Origin of the sequence: Janthinobacterium sp. PC23-8 (genome assembly GCF_002250505.1) — a bacterium.
GTDB lineage: Bacteria > Pseudomonadota > Gammaproteobacteria > Burkholderiales > Burkholderiaceae_D > Janthinobacterium.
Window position 1 is genome coordinate 178,839 of sequence record NZ_NJGY01000002.1, and the last position, 19,035, is coordinate 197,873.

Consider the following 19,035-nt stretch of genomic DNA (forward strand, 5'->3'; position numbering starts at 1 on the left):
AGGAGTGGTAGTTCAGTTGGTTAGAATACCGGCCTGTCACGTCGGGGGTCGCGGGTTCGAGTCCCGTCCGCTCCGCCAGAATATGAAAGCCCGCGCTGCATGCATATGCCGCGCGGGTTTTTTGTTTATGCGCCCGATTATCTCCAGGTGCGGCCATGCAATTGGTGCCGCCTGTTTTGATAATCAAATCAGCCTCGTTTTAAATCCGGTTCTAGCTTTGTGCGGTGTAATCGAGGCGCCGCAAAGGCCGCCTGGCGACGGGGCGCGCGTCCCGATTTACCCTTGCTATAGCGCTAGGGGCATTGTAGAATCAGGAAGTAAAGGGGAAGTGGGCTTGTGTCCCGTCCATTCCGCCGAAGAAATCAAGGCGAACGCATGTTCGCCTTTTTTTATAGTGATCCACTCATCCCGAATTGGCTGACCATGTTTGAATTTATTCGTACCCATCGACGCTTGATGCAGTTTCTGCTGATGCTGATCATCGTTCCGTCCTTTGCACTGGTCGGTATCAGCGGCTACCAAAGCTTCGGCGACAGCGCGAACACCATCGCCAAGGTCGGCGACCAGGTCGTGACGCAGCAACAATATGAAGAAGCGCAACGCCAGCAGATCGAGCGCTACCGCCAGATGATGGGCGAGCAGTTCGACCAGAAAATGTTCGATACGCCACAAGCGCGCCAGAGCATCCTCGACAACCTGATCGCCGAGCGCGCGGTCGCTGCCGAAGTCGGTCGCAGCAAGCTGGTCATCAGCGACGCCGTGCTGCAAAAGGAAGTCCTGGAAATTCCCGGCCTGACCCTGCCGGACGGTAAATTCGACCTGGAACGCTACAAGGCCATGCTGGCCGCCCAGGGCATGACGCCGCAGATGTACGATGCGCGCCGCCGCAGCGACCTGGCCCTGCAGCAACTTGCCGGCGCCGTGCAGAACAGCGCGTTTGCGCCGAACACCGTCTCGCAGCGCCTGTCGGACATCACCGCGCAAGAGCGCGAAGTGCAGGAACTGCTGCTGCCAGTGGCCCAGTTCGTGCCGCAAGTCAAAGTGACCGACGCGATGGTCAAGGATTTCTACGACAAGAACGGCAAGTTCTTTGAAGTCCCCGAGCAGGCGAAAATCGAATACGTGGTGCTCGACGGCGCCGCCGTGGGCGATCAGGTCGATGTCAGCGACGCCGACGTCAAAAGCTACTACGACAAGAACCAGAAGGCCTACACCAGCGCGGAAACGCGCAACGCCAGCCATATCCTGATCACGGTCAAGAAAGACGCGTCCGCCGCCGACAAGGCAGCCGCCAAGGCCAAGGCCGAAGCGATCCTGGCCGAGGTGCGCAAGGCGCCGGCAACGTTCGCCGCCGTGGCCAAGGCCAAGTCGCAAGATCCGGCCTCGGCCGAGTTGGGCGGCGACCTCGGTCCGGTCGTCAAGGATGCACTGCCGAAACCGCTGGAAGAAGCCGCCAACAAGCTCAAGCAGGGCGAAATCGGCGACGTCATCACCTCGGACTACGGCTATCATGTGTTGACGGTCACCAGCATACAGCCGCAGCACGTCAAGACCCTGGACGAAGTGAAGGGCCAGATCACGGCCGACCTGCGCAAGCAATTCGCCGCGAAAAAATACTCGGAAATGGCCGAGCAATTCACCAACACCGTGTACGAGCAATCGGACAGCCTGAAACCGGTGGCAGACAAGCTGAAGCTGAAAGTGGAAACCGTCGCCAACCTGTCGCGCACCCCATCGCCAGCCCTGGGCGCCGCGCCGTACAACAACGCCAAGTTCCTGGCCGCCATCTTCTCGAACGACTCGCTGAAAGACAAGCGCAATACGGAAGCGGTGACTGTGTCGCCGAACACCCTGATCGCCGGCCGCGTGGTGGAATTCAAGCCAGCGACCAGGCGCCCCCTGGCCGAAGTTGACGCCATGATCCGCCAGCGCGTGACACTGGAAGAAGCGGCCAAGCTGGCTAAAAAAGCCGGCGAAACCAGGCTGGCGGCGTTGAAGACCTCAGGTGACGCCACCGGTTTTGGCGCCGCGCAGTGGGTCTCGCGCAGCAAGCAGGGCGGCGTGAACCGCGCCGCGATTGCGCAAGTGATGAAAGCTGACACCAGCAAGTTGCCAGCCTATGTGGGTGTGGAACTGCCGGCCCTGGGCTATGGCATCTACCGCGTTGGCAAGGTGCAGCAGCCAGCCGAAGTGGACGCCGCCCGCCGCCAGCAAGAGAAAGACCAGATCAGCGGCATCCTGGCGCAACAGGAAATGTTTGATTACGTCGAGTACCTGAAACACAAGGCGAAGGTGAAGATCGTCAAGCCGGTCGCCGCCGCAGCGCCGGTTGCCGAAGCGCCGTAAGCTTCAGCTGCCACAAAAAAATAGCCGCTTTCGAGCGGCTATTTTTTATTAAAACGTCGTTGGCGTTACTGGCTACGCAGACATAAAACTGGGGTCTGACCCCAGATCTCTGCTGCGTGCCGGAATAAAGCCAACAACCTGCTTATTTCGCGCCCAACAACGGCGACAACTGCGGCCATATATTTTTCAAGATGGTCGGATGCGCCTCGGCATTCGGATGCAGGCGGTCGGCCTGGAACCATTGCGGCTTGTCCGCGATGCCTTCGAACATGAAAGGCACCAGCGGCGCCTTCCATTCTTTCGCCAGCTTGCCGTAGAGGCCATAGAACTTGTCGGCGTAGTCGCGGCCGTAGTTCGGCGGCATGCGCATGCCGACCAGCACCACCTGTGCGCCGGTTTTCCTGGCCGCGTCGCCCATGGCGCGCAGGTTGGCCTCTGCGGCCGCCACCGGCAGGCCGCGCAGGCCGTCGTTGGCGCCCAGTTCGATCAGCACCACGTCGGGCTGGTGCCTGGCCAGCAAGGCCGGCAGGCGCGCGCGCCCGCCGCTGGTGGTCTCGCCGCTGATGCTGGCGTTGACGATGCGCGTGTCGTTCTTTTGCGCTTTCAGGCGCTGTTCCAGCAGCGCCACCCAGCCCGTGCCGCGCGCCAGTCCATACTCGGCAGAGAGGCTGTCGCCGAGCACCAGCAGCGTTTTTGGTGCAGAATAGGCGTTCGTCACGGTCGACGCCAGCAGCAGGGCTGCCGCAGGAAGCCAGGCCAGGGTGCGCCGCCGCGTGCGGTTCGTTGCAACCCCCGACCTCCTGGTTTGCTCACTTATTTGTTCACGAAATTTTTTAAGATAGATCAGCATGCCCGAATTCCCTAAAGCGACTTCCACCAATTTCATTCCCCATGCAGCTTCCGGCCTGCGGCCGGCGGCGTCCACAGCGAACCAGAGCGGCCAGCAAGCCATCAAGGTGGTGGGGCTGGCCAAGCGCGTACCCGATGCCGATGGTGAGCTCACGATCCTGCATCAACTTGATTTTACCGTGCAAACGGCCGAGACGCTGGCCATCGTCGGCGCCTCCGGTTCCGGCAAGTCCACCTTGCTGGGCTTGCTGGCCGGCCTTGACACTCCCAGCGCCGGCAAGGTGATCCTCGACGGCACCGATATCTTCGCCCTCGACGAAGACGGCCGCGCCGGCTTTCGCAAGGAAAAACTCGGTTTCGTGTTCCAGTCGTTCCAGCTGCTGGCGCACCTGACGGCGCTGGAAAACGTCATGCTGCCGCTGGAACTGCGCGGCGACCCGCACGCAAAGGACAAGGCGCAAGCCATGCTGGGACGGGTCAACCTGGGCAGCCGGCTGAAACACTACCCGAAATACCTGTCCGGCGGCGAGCAGCAGCGCGTGGCGCTGGCGCGCGCGTTCGTCACGCAGCCGCCGCTGCTGTTTGCCGACGAACCTACGGGCAGCCTGGACGCGGCTACCGGCGAAGCGGTGATCCAGCTGATGTTCGAACTCAATCGCGAGCGCGGCTCGACCCTGGTGCTGGTCACGCACGACACCTCGATTGCGGCGCGTTGCGGACGCACCATCACCATCGCGGCGGGACGACTGGTATAAAGTCAGGCTGACAGCGCGTTGATCAACTTGCGTATCGCCGGTATCAACTCGCCAGCCGTCAGGCCGATCGGCCCCGTGCCCGACGCCACCAGCGCATCGGCCGCCGCGCCATGCAGCCACACGGCGCCGAGCGCCGCTTCCCATTCGGGCCAGCCTTGCGCCAGCAGGCTGCCGCACAGGCCCGCCAGCACGTCGCCGGTGCCGGCCGTGGCCAGCGCAGGGCTGCCGGTGACATTGATCACCACGCTGCCATCCTGGGCCGCGATCACGGTGCCCGAGCCTTTCAATACGACGATCACGCCCAGTTGCGCCGCCAGTTGCCGCGCCGAGGCCAGGCGGTCGGCCTGCACCTCGGCCACCGTCATGTCGAGCAAACGCGCCGCTTCCAGCGGGTGCGGCGTCAAGATGGTGGCGCCGGCGCCGCTGCGCGTGGCCAGCGCCGATTGCAGCTCCGGTTCGGCCGCCATCAGGTTCAGCGCGTCGGCATCAAACAGCAGTGGGCTGTCGCTGTCGATGGCGCGCTGCAGCAGCTCGACGCTGTCGCTATCGCTGCCCAAACCGGGGCCGGCCACCAGTGCGCCGAACGCCAGGCCCATGAAATCCATGTCCTGCGCGCGCCGGCACATCAGTTCGGGCTGGCCGCCGTCATACGCCAGCGGCGTGTCGGGAAAACCGATGGTGACGCGGCCCGCGCCCGCATGCAGGGCCGTGCGCGCCGCCAGGATCGGTGCGCCCGACATGCCGGTGGCGCCGCCCAGCACGGCCACGCTGCCGTAGCTGCCCTTGTGCGTGTTTTGCCGGCGCGGCTGCAGGTGGCGCGCGAACAGGTGCAAGCCGTTCAGTTGTGCGCTCGCCTGTGGCAGCAGGGCTGGCGCGATGGCCAGCGCCGCCACTTCCACTTCGCCCGCATGGTCGCGGCCATCGGCCGTGTGCAGGCCCGGCTTGTCGCCGATAAAGGTGATGGTGTGGCTGGCGCGGATGGCCATGCCGTCCACGACCCCCGTATCGGCATGCAGGCCGCTCGGCACGTCGAGCGCCAGCACCGGACAATTTTGCTGGTTGACCAGCTGCGCCATCTCGCGGCACACGCCAGCCAGCGGGCGCGTGGAACCGATGCCGAACAGGCCGTCGACGATCAGATTCCACGGCGCGGCGTTGATGGCGGCGGTGGCCATGCTGGTGGCGCCGTCGATAAAGCGCGCGGCGCTGTTGCGCGCGCGCGCGGCGGCCTGCGCCCGTTCGGGAGAAGTCGATGCTGCTTCCGGCGCCAGCCACACCAGCACTTCGATGCCGCTGCCGGCCAGGTGGGCCGCCGCTTCCAGCGCATCGCCGCCGTTGTTGCCGGGGCCGGCCAGCACCAGCACGCGTCTGTGGGCAGTGTCGCCGTCCGACAAGTGGTTCAGTATTGTCAAGGCGGCGCTGGCGGCGGCCTGGCCGGCGCGCGCCATCAGGGTGCCTGGCGGCAGCGTGGTGGCGGCGGCCGCTTCAATCGCGCGGATCTCGGCGATGCTGTAGAGCGCAGTGGCGGTGGCAAACAGGGTCATGGGGAACTTTCCTAAGTCAATATCAAGTCAACATAAGGCCGATTGGCGCGCAATGCAAGGCGCACGCGTGCAAAACGCCAGGCAAGCTTGCCGCTACAATAGGCTTCTCTCATGGTGGAGGCAACATATGGACTGGCAATTCTGGATCGATCGCGGCGGCACTTTTACCGATATCGTGGCGCGCCGCCCCGACGGCAGCCTGGCCACGCACAAGCTGCTGTCCGAGCAACCGGGGCAGTATCTCGGCCAACCGCGCGACGCCGCCCTTGCCGGCATGCGCCAGCTGATGGGCGTGGCAGCCGGCGCGCCGCTACCGGTGGAGCGTATCGCCTCGATCAAGATGGGCACCACGGTGGCCACCAATGCGCTGCTCGAACGCAAGGGCGAAGCGACGGTGCTGGCGATCACGCGCGGCTTTCGCGACGCGCTGCGCATCGCCTACCAGAACCGTCCCAAACTGTTTGCACGCCATATTGTGCTGCCCGAACTGCTGTACCGCGAGGTGATCGAAATCGATGAGCGCATCGGCGCCCATGGCGAGGTGGTGATGGCACTCGACGAGGCGCAAGCGCGCGCCGCCCTGGCAGTGGCGCATGGCCGCGGCCTGCGCTCGCTTGCCATCGTGCTGATGCACGGCTACCGCCATGGTGCGCACGAAGTGGCGCTGGCGCGCATCGCGCGTGAAACGGGCTACACCCAGGTGTCGGTGTCGCATGAGGTGAGCCCCTTGACCAAGCTGGTGGCGCGCGGCGACACCACCGTGGTCGATGCCTATCTGTCGCCGATCCTGCGCCGCTATGTCGACCAGCTGGCCGAGGAACTGCCCGGCGTGCACCTGCAGTTCATGCAGTCGAACGGCGGCCTGACGGACGCGCGCGCCTTCCAGGGCAAGGACAGCATCCTGTCCGGGCCGGCAGGCGGCATCGTCGGCATGGTGCGCGCCAGCGCGCTGGCCGGCTTCGATAACGTCATCGGCTTCGACATGGGCGGCACCTCGACCGATGTGTCGCACTACGCGGGCCAGTTCGAGCGCGTGTTCGAGACCCAGGTGGCTGGCGTGCGCATGCGCGCGCCGATGATGAACATCCATACGGTGGCCGCCGGCGGCGGCTCGATCCTGCACTTCGACGGCGCGCGCTACCGCGTCGGCCCGGACAGCGCGGGCGCCGATCCGGGACCGGCCAGCTACCGGCGCGGCGGGCCGCTGGCCGTCACCGACTGCAACGTCATGCTGGGCAAGCTGCAGCCCGCGCATTTCCCGAGCCTGTTTGGCCCGGGTGGCGACGAAGCGCTGGACCTGGCCGGCGTGCGCGCGCAATTCGAAGCACTGGCGCGTACCGTGAACAGCACGCCCGAAGCAGTGGCGCAGGGCTGTATCGCGATTGCCGTGGGCAATATGGCCAATGCCATCAAGCAGATCTCGGTGCAGCGCGGCCACGACGTCACCGGCTATACCCTCACCAGCTTTGGCGGCGCCGGCGGCCAGCACGCCTGCCTGGTGGCCGATGCGCTGGGCATGAAGACCATTTTCATCCACCGCCTGGCCGGCGTGATGTCGGCCTATGGCATGGGCCTGGCCGACCAGAGCGCCATGCGCGAGCGGGCCATCGAAGCGAAGCTGGGCGTGGACTTGCAGGCGCCGCTGGCGCAACTGTGCGAGCAGGCGCAGGACGAGCTGCTGCGCCAGGGCGTGGAGCCTGCGCGCATCACCGTGATGCGGCGCGCACACCTGCGCTACGAAGGAACCGACTCGGCGCTGGTGGTGCGGTTCGACACCGAGCAGGGCATGCGGGCACAGTTCGAAGCGGCCTACCAACAGCGCTTTTCCTTCCTGATGCCGGCACGGGCCCTGATCGTCGAGGCGATTTCCGTTGAAGCCATCGGCGCTTCGGACGCACCGGCGCAAATGCCGCCGGCGTGGCAGCAACGCATGGAGCCGCTGGCGCCGACCGCCACCGTGTCCATGTATTGCGACGGCCAGTGGCGCTCAAGCGGTCTGTATGCCCTGGAGTCGCTGCGCCCTGGCGACGAGGTCAACGGCCCGGCCATCATTACCGACGCCAACGCCACCACCGTGATCGAGCCGGGCTGGCGCCTTGATGTGACCAGCCAGGGGCACCTGGTATTGCGGCGCGTCTCGACGCTGCCGGCGCGCCGGGCCATCGGCACCGAGGCCGACCCGGTGATGCTGGAAATTTTCAATAATCTCTTCATGTCGATCGCCGAGCAGATGGGCTTGCGCCTGCAGAACACGGCGCACTCCGTCAATATCAAGGAGCGGCTCGACTTCAGCTGTGCCATTTTTGACGCCGGTGGCAACTTGATCGCCAACGCGCCGCATATGCCGGTGCACCTGGGATCGATGGGCGAGAGCATCCGTACCGTCATGACCCGCAACGCCGGCAGCATGCGGCCGGGCGACGTCTATATGCTCAACGACCCCTATCATGGCGGCACGCATCTGCCCGACGTGACGGTGATCTCGCCCGTGTTCGACATGGCCGGCGACACCATCCTGTTCTATGTCGGCTCGCGTGGCCACCATGCCGATATCGGGGGCACCACGCCGGGGTCGATGCCGCCGGACTCGACGCGCATCGAGCAGGAGGGCGTGCTGATCGATAATTTCAAGCTGGTCGATGGCGCAACGGGCCAACTGCGCGAAGCGGCAACGCTGGCCTTGCTGGAGGGCGCCGCCTGGCCGGCGCGCAATGCGCAGCAGAACCTGGCCGACCTGCGCGCCCAGGTGGCGGCCAACCGGAAAGGGGCCGAGGAACTGCACAAGATGGTCGCGCATTTCGGCCTGGCGGTGGTGCAAGCCTATATGGGCCATGTGCAGGACAATGCCGAGGAGGCCGTGCGCCGCGTGATCGAGACTCTCGTCGACGGCGCTTATACGCTGGAACTGGACAACGGCGCGCGCATCGAGGTGGCGCTGCGCGTCGATGCCGCCACGCGCAGCGCCACCATCGACTTTACCGGGACGTCAAGCCAGCTGCCGAACAATTTCAATGCGCCGTCGGCTGTCTGCATGGCGGCGGTGCTGTACGTGTTTCGCACCCTGGTCGACGACGAGATACCGCTCAATGCCGGCTGCCTCAAGCCGCTCACCGTGATCATCCCGCCCGGCTCCATGCTCAATCCGCAATATCCGGCCGCCGTCGTGTCGGGCAATGTGGAAACCTCGACCTGCATTACCAATGCGCTGTATGGCGCGCTGGGGGCGATGGCGGCCTCGCAGGGAACCATGAACAATTTCACGTTCGGCAACGAACGCCACCAGTATTACGAAACCATTTCGGGTGGCTCCGGCGCCGGCCCCGGTTTTGATGGCGCCAGCGTGGTGCAGACCAATATGACCAATTCGCGCCTGACCGACCCGGAGATCCTCGAATGGCGCTTTCCCGTGCGCCTGGAAAGCTATGCCATCCGCGAAGGCTCGGGGGGCGCGGGGCGCTGGCGCGGCGGCAATGGGGCAGTGCGGCGCGTGCGGTTTCTCGAAGCGATGACGGCGGCAATCCTGTCGAACAACCGTATTTATCCGCCGTTCGGCATGGCCGGCGGCGCACCAGGCGCGCTGGGACGCAATTATGTGGAACGGCTCGATGGCGCGGTTGAAGAACTTCCCCATATCGGCAAGGCGCAGATGTGGCCGGGCGATGTGTTCGTGATCGAGACGCCGGGCGGTGGCGGTTACGGCATGCCGGAGTAAGCGCCTTGCGCGCCTGTCAGCTGCGAGCGCAATTGCCCCACGTCGCGCATCGGCGCGCGGCCGAACTGGCGGCTGTATTCGCGGCTGAACTGCGATTCGCTGGCGTAGCCGACCCGGTAGCCGGCCGTGCCGGCGTCGATTTGTTCCACCAGCAGCAGCCGGCGCGCTTCCTGCAAGCGCAAGGTTTTCTGGTATTGCATCGGCGTCATGGCGGTAATCGACTTGAAATGGTGGTGCAGCGACGACACGCTCATGTTGGCCACGCCCGCCAGGTGCTCGATGCGCAGCGGCTCGCAGTAATTGTGCTGTATCCATTTGATCGCCTGCCCGACCTGGTGCGACTGGCTGCTGGTCAAAGCCATATGGCGCAGCCGCGCGCCGACCGGCCCTTTGAGCAGGCGGTAGGTCAGCTCGCGCCGGATCAATGGCGCCAGCGCGGCGATATCGGATGGCTGATCGAGCAGGCGCAGCAGGCGTAGCATGGCGTCGAGCAACTCGCTGCCTACATCGCTGACGGAAATGCCGCGTGTGACCGGGATCTGGCGCGAGAACGCCGCGTCGTCGCCGGCCGTCAGCGCGGCCACGTCGGCGATATCGATGCCCAGCACCACGCACAGATGCGGCGACTGTTCGCTCGCCTCCACCACGCGCGCCTGCACCGGCAGGTCGACCGAGGTCAACAGATATTGCATGCGGCGGTAGTGAAATACCTCGCTGCCCAGAGTCACTTCTTTCGCCCCCTGGGCGATGATCGCCACGCTCGGGCGCGCCGCATGGCACAGCGAATCGGTCGGCGCGTCGCGGCAGTGGAGCGACAGGCTGTCGATGGCCGTCATGTAGTCGCCGCCGCCTGGCGCATGGCGGCTGATCAGGGCGGCGAGTTCATCTTGTGGTAACAGGGAAGGTTTCATGGTGGCGCCAGTGTAGCAGGGTGGCGCTGGCAGCGTAGCGGGTTCCCGGTCACATTCGGACTATTGTGCAAAGTTCTTGCAGGATCGCGGTAACGCGCGCCGGCCAGTTGGGGCAAACTTTGGACTGTCGCATGCAAGCCATGCACAACCCCGCAACCAGACCACAGGAGTGTTCAATGACCACCACCGCCAAAGGCTATGCCGCCCTCAGCCCGACCAGCAAACTGCAACCGTTCAGCTTTGAGCGCCGCGCCCCGCGCGAAGACGACGTCGCCATCTCGATCAAATACTGCGGCGTCTGCCATTCCGATATCCACCAGGCCCGCGACGAATGGGGCAACGCCGCCTTCCCGATGGTGCCCGGCCATGAAATTGCCGGCGTCGTCACGGCCGTCGGCGCCAATGTGAGCAAGTTCAAGGTGGGCGACCATGTGGGCGTCGGCTGTTTCGTCGATTCCTGCACCACCTGCAAGACGCGCAACGTCGACCTGGAGCAATACATGCCCGGCCTGGTGCAAACTTACAACAGCGTCGAAGCCGATGGCAAAACGGCTACCCACGGCGGTTATTCGGACAGCATCGTCGTCAAGCAAGGCTATGTGCTGGCGATCCCCGACAACCTGCCGCTCGACGCTGCGGCGCCCCTGCTGTGCGCCGGCATCACCCTGTATTCGCCGCTGAACCACTGGAAAGCCGGCCCCGGCAAGCAGGTCGCCATCGTGGGTCTGGGGGGCCTCGGCCACATGGGCGTGAAAATCGCCCACGCCATGGGCGCCGAAGTGACGGTGCTGAGCCAGACCCTGTCGAAGCGCGAGGACGGCCTGCGCCTGGGCGCGTCGCACTATCACGCCACCAGCGACGCCGACACCTTCACCAGGCTGGCCGGCACCTTTGACCTGATCATCTGCACCGTCGGCGCGGCCATCGACTGGAACCAGTACATCAACCTGCTGAAAGTCGATGGCAGCATGGTCATCGTCGGCATTCCGGACGGCGCCGTGCCACCGGTCAGCGCGTTCGGCCTGGTGGGCGCGCGCCGCAGCCTGTCGGGCTCGATGATCGGCTCGATCAAGGAAACCCAGGAGATGCTCGATTTCTGCGGCAAGCACAATATCGTCTCCGATATCGAAGTGATCCGCATCCAGGACATCAACGAGGCCTTCGATCGGGTAGTGAAAAGCGATGTGCGTTACCGCTTCGTGATCGACATGGCGAGCCTGGCGCAATAAGGCCGCGTTGGCGGGCCGGCATGGCGCGCGTTCGCGGTATGCCGGCCCGTTATCGGGAATGCCAAATATCTCAAAAATACCTTAAAAATGTTAAAAGTAATTTTATTTGTTGTTTTTAGTTGCCGGTCGTGACACAATTAGTCCTGTGAACTATATTTACAGGACGTCAGATGGCGCAGGCAAGCAAACCGGTCATGCAGGCCGACGGCAATTCGGGCTCGTTGAAAAAGATATCCGCGCAGCAATTGCGCCTCGGCATGTACGTGCATAAACTGTGCTGCTCCTGGCTGACTACGCCTTTCTGGCAAACTGCTTTTCCCGTCGAAGCGGCGCAGACGATAGCCCAGATCCATGCCAGCGGCGTGACGCAATTATGGATCGATCTGGCGAAGGGCGTTGACGTTGATGTCGCTGCCGATGTGGCGGTCCTGGGGGATGAGTCCGCCGGCTTGCCGGCCGCCCTTGACGACTGTCCTGCGGCGTCGTTTCGCTTCGCGCCGGTGACGCCGGCGCCGATGGCCGACGAAATGCGGCGCGCGGCGGCGCTGATCGACCGCTCGAGGGACGCCGTGGTGTCGATGTTCCAGGATGCGCGCATGGGACGCGCCGTCGACCTGCAAGGCGCCATGCCGCTCGTTGACGAAATTGCCGGTTCGGTGATGCGCAACGCGAGCGCGCTGATCGGCCTGGCCAGGCTGAAGACCGCCGATAACTATACGTATATGCATTCGGTTGCCGTGTGCGCGCTGATGATCGCGCTGGCGCGCCAGCTTGGCCTGGACGACGCCGTCACGCGCGAGCTGGGACTGGCCGGGCTGCTGCACGATGTGGGCAAGATGACGGTGTCGCCGGCCATCCTCAACAAGCCCGGCAAGCTGACCGCAGAAGAATTTGACAGCGTCAAGCTGCATGCCGGCGCCGGCCACGAATTGCTGTGCGCTGCCGGCGGCATCGGCGCCATCGCGCTCGACGTGTGCCTGCACCACCATGAAAAATACGACGGCAGCGGTTATCCGCACGGCTTGAAAGGCGAGGAGATCAGTCTTTACGCGCGCATGGGCGCCGTCTGTGACGTGTATGACGCCGTCAGCTCGAACCGTCCCTACAAGACGGGCTGGGGACCGGCCGAATCGCTGCGCCAGATGGCCGAATGGAGTCGTGGCGGTCATTTCGACGAAAAAGTCTTTGCCGCCTTTGTCAAATGCCTCGGCATTTATCCGGTCGGCACCCTGGTGCGGCTCAAATCGGGCAGGCTGGGCGTGGTGGCGGAGCAGAAGTCGCAGGGCTCGCTGCTGATGCCCAAGGTAAGGGTCTTTTTTTCAACCAGGTCACAGACCTATATCGTGCCGCAATTGCTGGACCTGGCGCAGCCGGGCGTGGGCGACGCCATCGTCTGCTGCGAGCAGGAGCGCAAATGGGGGCTGTCCGATCTCGACCGCTTCTGGCGCGATGTCCCGTCCGCCTGCCGCGCCGGCTCATGACGGATACTCGGCGTGCGCAAGGTGCTGCGCGGCCAGCACGCGCACGGCGCTGCGCGCGGCACGGAAATCGAAACTGGACAGCGCCGTCGTCACCGGCTCGAGCGCCGCGCAAGGCAGCCAGGCGCGCAGCTGGTCGAGCAGCGGTTCGGCCGGTGCCGGATCGTCATCATCGAGCGCCGCCAGCAGTTGCTCAAGCAGTGCGGACAGTGGCGCCGGCGCCTCTTGCGCCGCAGGGCGCGGTGGCGGCGGCGCGCCGAGGTGGACGGCGATGGCGCGCTGCGCCCGCGCCAGCTCGCGCTCCAGCACGTCCAGCCCCGCATTGACCTCATGCGCGCCTTCCTTGTCCAGCACCAGCCGCTCTACGCCGCGCGCCGCAAGCCATACGCCCGGCAGCGCCAGGTTGGCGGCGATGCCGGACAAGGTGTGCGCCAGCGCCAGCGTGGCGCCGGTGTCCCCGGCGTTGAGGTGCTGGCGCATGCGCAAGGCGCTGTCGGCATGACTGGCGCTGAACCGTCCGAGATGATAACGGTAGGGCGCGTCGTCCAGCCATTGCGCCATGCCGCGCGCCAGGTCGAGCGCCTGGTCGAGCAGCCGCACCTCGGCCCGCAGCGCGTCCGGCGCGAGCGTCGCCGGCGCCACGGCTGGCGTCGCGCCGCCCTGGCGCAGGTGCAGCCGGGCGATCAGGGCGATGGCCAGCGGCACGTCGAACGGTTTGCTGATGAAGTCGTTCATGCCCGCCTGCAGCGCCGCCGTCCGCTGTTCCTGGAAGGCGCCGGCCGTCAGCGCGATGATGGGCAGCGTGTCGAATTGCGGCATGGCGCGCAGGCGCCGCGTCGCTTCGATGCCATCCATGACCGGCATCTGCACGTCCATCAGCACGATGTCGACTTGTGCCGGGTGCGCGCACAGCCAGTCGAGCGCCTCTTTGCCGTCGCTGGCGAAGACTGGCTGCGCGCCCTGGTCGCGCAGTATCTGGCCCGCCACGTCCCGGTTGATGTCGTTGTCGTCGACCACCAGCACGCGGATATCCTGCAGCGCGCGTCCGGCGTGCGCCGCAGGGGGCGCTTCGTCGGCACTGGCCGGCTCCTCCGGCAGCAGGCGCAGCGGTATCGTGAAGCGAAACGCGCTGCCCGCGCCCAGGCGGCTTTCGACGCTCAGTTCACCGCCCATCAGATGCACCAGCTGGCGGCAGATCGATAGTCCCAGTCCGGTGCCGCCGAAGCGCCGCGTGGTCGAATCGTCCGCTTGCGTAAACGGCGAAAAGATCGCTTCGCGCATATCGTCGGCGATGCCGATGCCGCTGTCGCGCACGCAAAAGCGCAGGTGCACCTGTTCGCCTTCGCAGCCGGCGACCTCGATCCGCAGTTCGACCTTGCCGGCGGCGGTGAACTTGACCGCATTGCCGGTCAGGTTGACCAGCACCTGCTCCAGGCGCAGCGCGTCGCCAACCAACCGCACCACGCCGACCGGCGGCGCGTCGACCAGCAGTTCCAGCGCTTTGCCGGTGGCGCCCACGGCCATGCCGGCGGCGACGGTGCCCAACACGTCCGCCAGGCGAAAGGGCGCCTGCTCGATCTGCATGTGGCCGGCCTCGATCTTCGACATGTCGAGCACATCGTTGACGATGGACAACAGGGACTGGCCAGCGGCGCGGATCTTGCGCACCATGTCCTGCGGCTCGGCTTCGAGCCGTGCCCGTTCCAGCAGCCACGTCATGCCGAGGATGGCATTGAGCGGCGAACGGATCTCGTGGCTCATGTTGGCCAGGAACTGGGCCTTGGTGCGGCTGGCGGCCTGCGCGGCGTCGCGCGCCAGCCGCATTTCTTCCTCCGCATGTTTTTGCGCCGAGATATCCTGGGCAAACACCAGCGTTGCCGGCCCGTCGGCCAGCAGCACCCTGGCGGTGGTCTTGAGCATGGGCACCATGCTGCCCAGCTTGCCCAAGCCCAGTGCTTCGAAGCGTTGTTCGTCGGGCGAGTCCGCTTCGATCATGGCCGCGTTGGCGGCCAGGCTGGCGCGCGACTGCGGCGCGATCATGTTCTGCCATGGCAGGCCGGCCAGATCGTCGTGCTCCGCGTAGCCGTGCAGTGCCCGATAGCGCGGGTTGGAGTAGATGAAATGGCCGCCGCGCAAGATGGCGATGGCCAGAGGCGCGTCTTCGATCAAGGTGCGCAGCCGCGCTTCGCTGCTGGTAATGGCCAGCAAGGCCTGGCGCTCGGCATCGCGCTTGTCCTGCAATGCGGCAAGGTGGGCGCGTCGCCGCTGCAGCCAGTACAACAGTGCGCCACTGGCCAGCGTCAGCATGCCGCTGGCCAGCAGCCAGACCTGCGCCTGGCGCGCCAGCGGCGCCGCGATCGCCGCTTCGCTGCGGCTCATGCCGATCATCAGGGCGCGATCCATGTGCAGCGCTTCCGGCCGTATCGTGTTGATCGCCATCACGCGCGCTTCGCCGTTGTCGTGCAGCGTACCGCGCAGGATGTTCGCTGGCATGGTGCTGTCGCGGTGCCGGCGGAAAAACGAGCCTGGCCGGTCCAGGTTGTCGCCATCGACGGCGCTGCTGACCGGATAACTGAGAATCTGCCGGCCGTCGCCATGGATCAGCAGGCCCCACACATCGGGCGCGTACATGGCCGTATGAAATTTCGCCTTGAAATAGTCCGGGTCCAGGGTGGCCACCACCACGCCGTCAAAATTGCCGCCGGCATTCGGCACCATCCGTGCCACCGAGATCACCAGGTCGCCCCTGAACGAGCGATACGGCGCCGCTACATACAAGGTGCGGGTATCGGGTGCCCGCCGCAACACCTGGAAATAGGCACGGTTCGAAAAGTTCTTGCCGATGGCCTTGGGTGCGCTGGATGCGGTCGCCACGCCCGATTTGTCCAGTATTGCCAGCGTGCGCACCCCCGGCATCGCGGCCACGATCGCGTTCAGGCGACGCGCCAGTTCCACGCTGTTATCGACGGCGGCAGCTCCTGCCAGATAGTCGTCGATGATGCCGGCAAGCGCCGCGTTGGTTGCCGCCAGGTCCTCTTCGATATTGTTGGCCATCAGGGCCGACAGCACGCCCAGCCTGTCGCGCTCCGCGCCGTACTGGCGCGCCTGTTCCGCGAGGTGCGACATGAACAGAGCGGTCCCTGCCAGCAGCAGGATGGCGGTCAGCCCGAGCCATTCCATCACGTTCCTGCGCCTGCCTGTCACTGGTTTTTTTAGCATGCATTCATGCTATACCTCTTGTCTCTTATCAACAATGACAGCGCTCACTTTCAGCATGGTAGTGTTGTTCAAAAGCATGAAGTGGCGCCAGTTGGGGCTTGACTTTCAGCCGATTGTTGTGCCGGCGTCGGCCGCCGGCCCGAGCGGCAGGCGCAGGCCGAAGACCGACCCCTTGCCCGGCGCCGATTGCAAGGTGATGGCGGTGTTCATCACCGCGGCCAGCCGGGCGGCGGTGGCCAGCCCCAGACCGGCCCCCGAGCGGGCGCGGCTGGGGCCATCGTCGGCCTGGGAAAATTTGTCGAAGATACCGGCTTGTAATGCGGTAGTGATCCCCGGGCCGCTGTCGGCCACCTCGAAGCGGCAGGCGCCGGTTTCCTGGCTCACCCTGAGCGTGACGTGGCCGACGTGGGTGAACTCGATCGCGTTTCCAATCAGAATGTCCAGCACACGCACGAGCTTGCTTCGATCGCATGGCAACAGCGCCGGCAGACCGTCCTGCAACACCAGCGCCAGCACGATATCCTTGGCCGCCGCCTGGGCGCGGTGGGGCGCCAGCGCCTGTTCCAGCAACTCGTCGAGCGGTGACAGGGCGATGACCAGTTGCCGGCTGCCCGATTCGAGCGCGCTCAGTTCCAGCACCGCCTCGATCATGCCAAGCAGCTTGCGCCCGCTGGCGACGACCGCCTCGGCGCATTCGATCTGCCCGGGCTGGTCGAGCTGCTCGAGCAGCAGTTCGGAAAATCCGAGGATGCCGTTGAGCGGCGTGCGCAGTTCATGCGACATGTTCGACAGGAAGCGGGACTTGGCCAGGTTGGCCTCGATGGCGCGCTGGCGGCTGGCGATCAGGCGACCGATCAGCAGGATCAGCGCACCGCAAAACAGCACGATCACGGCGCTGCTGATGCCGGCCAGCAGCAGCGACTGCTTGCGTTGCGACATGTAATCCGCCAGCACGGTCGCACTGTCGAGCCCGACCAGCATGTACAGCGGGTAGTTGACCAGCTTTTCAAACGCATAATAGCGCAGCACGCCGTCGATCGGACTGCGTTCGACAAAGCTGCCGCGCGCGCGCCCTTGCATCTGCGCGAATACGGGGCTGGCGCTGACGTCCTGGCCGACCGAATCGACACTGCCCACGCGCCGCGCGCGCACCACGCCGTCGGTGCCGATCATGGCGATCGAACTGCGCTGGCCCAGGTCGACCTCGTGATACAGGCGCGTGAAATAAAACGGGTCCATCGAGACCACCACCACGCCCTTGAAGGTGCCGTCGGCGTGATTGATGCGCCGGGTCATCTGGATCGACCATTTTTTCGAGACCCGCCCCAGTACCGGTTTGCTGATGAACAGCGTGCCAGTGTCCTGCAGCGCGTGCACGCGGAAGTGTTCGCGGTCGCTCAGGTTGGTGGGTTTGAACGGCTGGCTCGACAGCACCATGTCGCCGTGCGCGTCGACGATGGTAAACAGATTGTAGAGATTGCCCGGATTCAGGCCTTGCCTGAGGTCGCGCACGATATCGAGCGCGGCGCCGACCGTGTTGTAACGATGGCGCAGATAAGTGACGGTCTGATCGGCCGCCTCGATGGTGCGTATCGCATGCTCGTCGAACACCCGAGCCAGTCCCCGCACTTCGCGCTCGGCGTCGGCGATGGCGCCGTCGCGCGCCTGGCGCAGTTGCAGCAGGGTCGCGCTCCAGAGGCCCGCCGTCAATAGCACCACGAATACGCACAGCAGCATGCGTGCATCGATGCGCTCCCACCCCCGGCGTTTGATGATGGACCACATGGCAGCTCCGGAGGACGAGGTGAATGAAGTACCCAGTATAGCAAAAATCTAACGAAAAAAATAAATAAAATGTTTTTAATTTTAAATTCGATATAATCATTAAAAAACGTAGACGCTCTTTCAGGGGAAAAGTATGGACGTGTTGCTGCTCGATGATGATCAAATGAATCTCAAGTTGTTTTCCCGCCTGCTCGACGGCATGCCGGGCGTGACGACCGTGGCGCTGTCGATGCCGCTGCAGGCGCTCGAGTACTGTCGCGAACGGCGGCCCGATCTGGTGCTGATCGACTACATGATGCCGGAGATGGACGGCCTGGCGTTTCTGCAGGCCTTGCGCGCCCTGTATCCGGGCGACCCGGTGGCCGTGATCATGATCACGGCGGCGATCGACAAGGATATCCGCTACCGTGCCTTGCAACTCGGTGCCAATGACTTCCTGACCAAGCCGATCGACAATATCGAGTTCCGGGCGCGGGTGGGCAATCTGCTGACGCTGCGCCGTGCCCAGCGTGAACTGAGCTTGCGCGCCGAATCGCTGGCGCTGGCGGTCGCCGCCGCCACGCGCGCCATCGCGGCAGGCGAACTCGATGCCATCCACCGGCTCTCGCGCATGGCCGAGTACCGCGATCCCGAGACCGGCAGCCATTTGCTGCGCATGGCCAGCTACGCAAAGGTGCTGGCCGCCAGCCTCGGACTCGACCATGCACAGCAGGAGCTCATTTATGCCGCTGCGCCCATGCATGACATCGGCAAGATCGGCATTGCCGACCATATCCTGCTCAAGCCGGGCCGCCTCGATGGCGACGAGATGGCGATCATGCGCACCCACCCGAAGATCGGCGCGGCCATCCTGCACGGCAGCGCGTCGCCCTTGCTGCAGGCGGCCGAGGTGATCGCGCTGCATCACCATGAGCGATACGACGGCAGTGGCTACCCTTCCGGCCTGGCCGGCGAGGCCATTCCCCTGTTCGGGCGCATCATCGCCGTCGCCGACGTGTTCGATGCGCTGACCTCGGTGCGGCCGTACAAGCGTGCCTGGGAGTGCGGCGCGGCGTTTGATTTCCTGGAAGAGGGCGCGGGCAGCCATTTCGATCCCGCTTGCGTACAGGCCTTCCTGCGCCAGCGCGAGGTCGTGCTGGCGATCCACGACACCCATCGCGACCCGCCCTGTTGAACGGCTGCCGCTGCCCGTCGCGCCAGGCCAGCG

The 19,035-nt window shown here is 65.0% G+C and carries 11 protein-coding genes and 1 tRNA gene; 7 read left to right on the forward strand and 5 right to left on the reverse strand.

What is annotated here, in order from left to right:
• The first annotated feature begins 1 nt into the window (after position 1).
• Both CD932_RS15945 and CD932_RS15950 read left to right on the forward strand, forming a co-directional pair.
• A tRNA-Asp gene (locus CD932_RS15945) sits at positions 2–78 on the forward strand.
• Positions 79–423: 345 nt separating this feature from the next.
• Positions 424–2,346, forward strand: coding sequence for a SurA N-terminal domain-containing protein (locus CD932_RS15950; RefSeq protein WP_176461008.1), 1,923 nt, complete (start codon positions 424–426; stop codon positions 2,344–2,346).
• 142 nt (positions 2,347–2,488) lie between these two features.
• On the opposite strand, the gene CD932_RS15955 is transcribed toward CD932_RS15950, so the two are convergent.
• Entirely contained in the window at positions 2,489–3,196 is a 708-nt protein-coding gene (locus CD932_RS15955; protein WP_094443794.1) for an arylesterase, read from the reverse strand.
• Between CD932_RS15955 and CD932_RS15960 the strand changes: the two genes are divergently transcribed.
• Positions 3,195–3,950 (forward strand): ABC transporter ATP-binding protein, encoded by a 756-nt coding sequence (locus CD932_RS15960; RefSeq protein ID WP_094443795.1) that lies wholly within the window; start codon positions 3,195–3,197, stop codon positions 3,948–3,950. The two genes, CD932_RS15955 and CD932_RS15960, sit on opposite strands and share 2 nt — an antisense overlap.
• Positions 3,951–3,952: 2 nt before the next feature.
• Here CD932_RS15960 and CD932_RS15965 read toward each other — a convergent pair whose 3' ends face one another.
• On the reverse strand, positions 3,953–5,494 hold the full coding sequence (locus CD932_RS15965) for an NAD(P)H-hydrate dehydratase (RefSeq protein WP_094443796.1): 1,542 nt from the start codon (positions 5,492–5,494) through the stop codon (positions 3,953–3,955).
• Positions 5,495–5,621: 127 nt separating this feature from the next.
• Between CD932_RS15965 and CD932_RS15970 the strand changes: the two genes are divergently transcribed.
• Positions 5,622–9,206: a hydantoinase B/oxoprolinase family protein gene (locus CD932_RS15970; protein ID WP_094443797.1), complete on the forward strand. Its 3,585-nt coding sequence runs from the start codon at positions 5,622–5,624 to the stop codon at positions 9,204–9,206.
• On the opposite strand, the gene CD932_RS15975 is transcribed toward CD932_RS15970, so the two are convergent.
• A complete protein-coding gene (locus tag CD932_RS15975; protein WP_094443798.1) occupies positions 9,188–10,117 on the reverse strand; it encodes an AraC family transcriptional regulator in 930 nt (309 codons plus the stop codon). The genes CD932_RS15970 and CD932_RS15975 overlap by 19 nt on opposite strands.
• Positions 10,118–10,293: 176 nt before the next feature.
• On the opposite strand from CD932_RS15975, the gene CD932_RS15980 reads away from it, so the two are divergent.
• Together CD932_RS15980 and CD932_RS15985 are read left to right on the forward strand one after the other, a co-directional pair.
• A complete protein-coding gene (locus tag CD932_RS15980) occupies positions 10,294–11,346 on the forward strand; it encodes an NAD(P)-dependent alcohol dehydrogenase (protein WP_094443799.1) in 1,053 nt (350 codons plus the stop codon).
• 170 nt (positions 11,347–11,516) lie between these two features.
• On the forward strand, positions 11,517–12,827 hold the full coding sequence (locus CD932_RS15985) for an HD-GYP domain-containing protein (protein WP_254926623.1): 1,311 nt from the start codon (positions 11,517–11,519) through the stop codon (positions 12,825–12,827).
• Here the strand turns inward: CD932_RS15985 and CD932_RS15990 are convergent.
• Positions 12,822–16,004 (reverse strand): ATP-binding protein, encoded by a 3,183-nt coding sequence (locus CD932_RS15990; protein WP_176461009.1) that lies wholly within the window; start codon positions 16,002–16,004, stop codon positions 12,822–12,824. The two genes, CD932_RS15985 and CD932_RS15990, sit on opposite strands and share 6 nt — an antisense overlap.
• Positions 16,005–16,148: 144 nt before the next feature.
• On the reverse strand, positions 16,149–17,828 hold the full coding sequence (locus tag CD932_RS15995) for an ATP-binding protein (protein WP_094443801.1): 1,680 nt from the start codon (positions 17,826–17,828) through the stop codon (positions 16,149–16,151).
• Between the two features lie 133 nt (positions 17,829–17,961).
• On the opposite strand from CD932_RS15995, the gene CD932_RS16000 reads away from it, so the two are divergent.
• Complete coding sequence (locus tag CD932_RS16000) at positions 17,962–19,002, forward strand: HD domain-containing phosphohydrolase (protein ID WP_094443802.1); 1,041 nt, start codon at positions 17,962–17,964, stop codon at positions 19,000–19,002.
• Positions 19,003–19,035 lie beyond the last annotated feature (33 nt).

What these genes read in the sequence shown, in the direction of transcription:
- CD932_RS15980 (WP_094443799.1), top strand. Translation starts at nt 10,294, where the DNA reads ATGACCACCACCGCCAAAGGCTATGCCGCCCTCAGCCCGACCAGCAAA.
- CD932_RS15990 (WP_176461009.1), bottom strand. Translation starts at nt 16,004, where the DNA reads ATGGAATGGCTCGGGCTGACCGCCATCCTGCTGCTGGCAGGGACCGCT.
- CD932_RS15975 (WP_094443798.1), bottom strand. Translation starts at nt 10,117, where the DNA reads ATGAAACCTTCCCTGTTACCACAAGATGAACTCGCCGCCCTGATCAGC.
- CD932_RS15950 (WP_176461008.1), top strand. Translation starts at nt 424, where the DNA reads ATGTTTGAATTTATTCGTACCCATCGACGCTTGATGCAGTTTCTGCTG.
- CD932_RS15970 (WP_094443797.1), top strand. Translation starts at nt 5,622, where the DNA reads ATGGACTGGCAATTCTGGATCGATCGCGGCGGCACTTTTACCGATATC.
- CD932_RS15965 (WP_094443796.1), bottom strand. Translation starts at nt 5,494, where the DNA reads ATGACCCTGTTTGCCACCGCCACTGCGCTCTACAGCATCGCCGAGATC.
- CD932_RS16000 (WP_094443802.1), top strand. Translation starts at nt 17,962, where the DNA reads ATGGACGTGTTGCTGCTCGATGATGATCAAATGAATCTCAAGTTGTTT.
- CD932_RS15955 (WP_094443794.1), bottom strand. Translation starts at nt 3,196, where the DNA reads ATGCTGATCTATCTTAAAAAATTTCGTGAACAAATAAGTGAGCAAACC.
- CD932_RS15995 (WP_094443801.1), bottom strand. Translation starts at nt 17,828, where the DNA reads ATGTGGTCCATCATCAAACGCCGGGGGTGGGAGCGCATCGATGCACGC.
- CD932_RS15960 (WP_094443795.1), top strand. Translation starts at nt 3,195, where the DNA reads ATGCCCGAATTCCCTAAAGCGACTTCCACCAATTTCATTCCCCATGCA.
- CD932_RS15985 (WP_254926623.1), top strand. Translation starts at nt 11,517, where the DNA reads ATGGCGCAGGCAAGCAAACCGGTCATGCAGGCCGACGGCAATTCGGGC.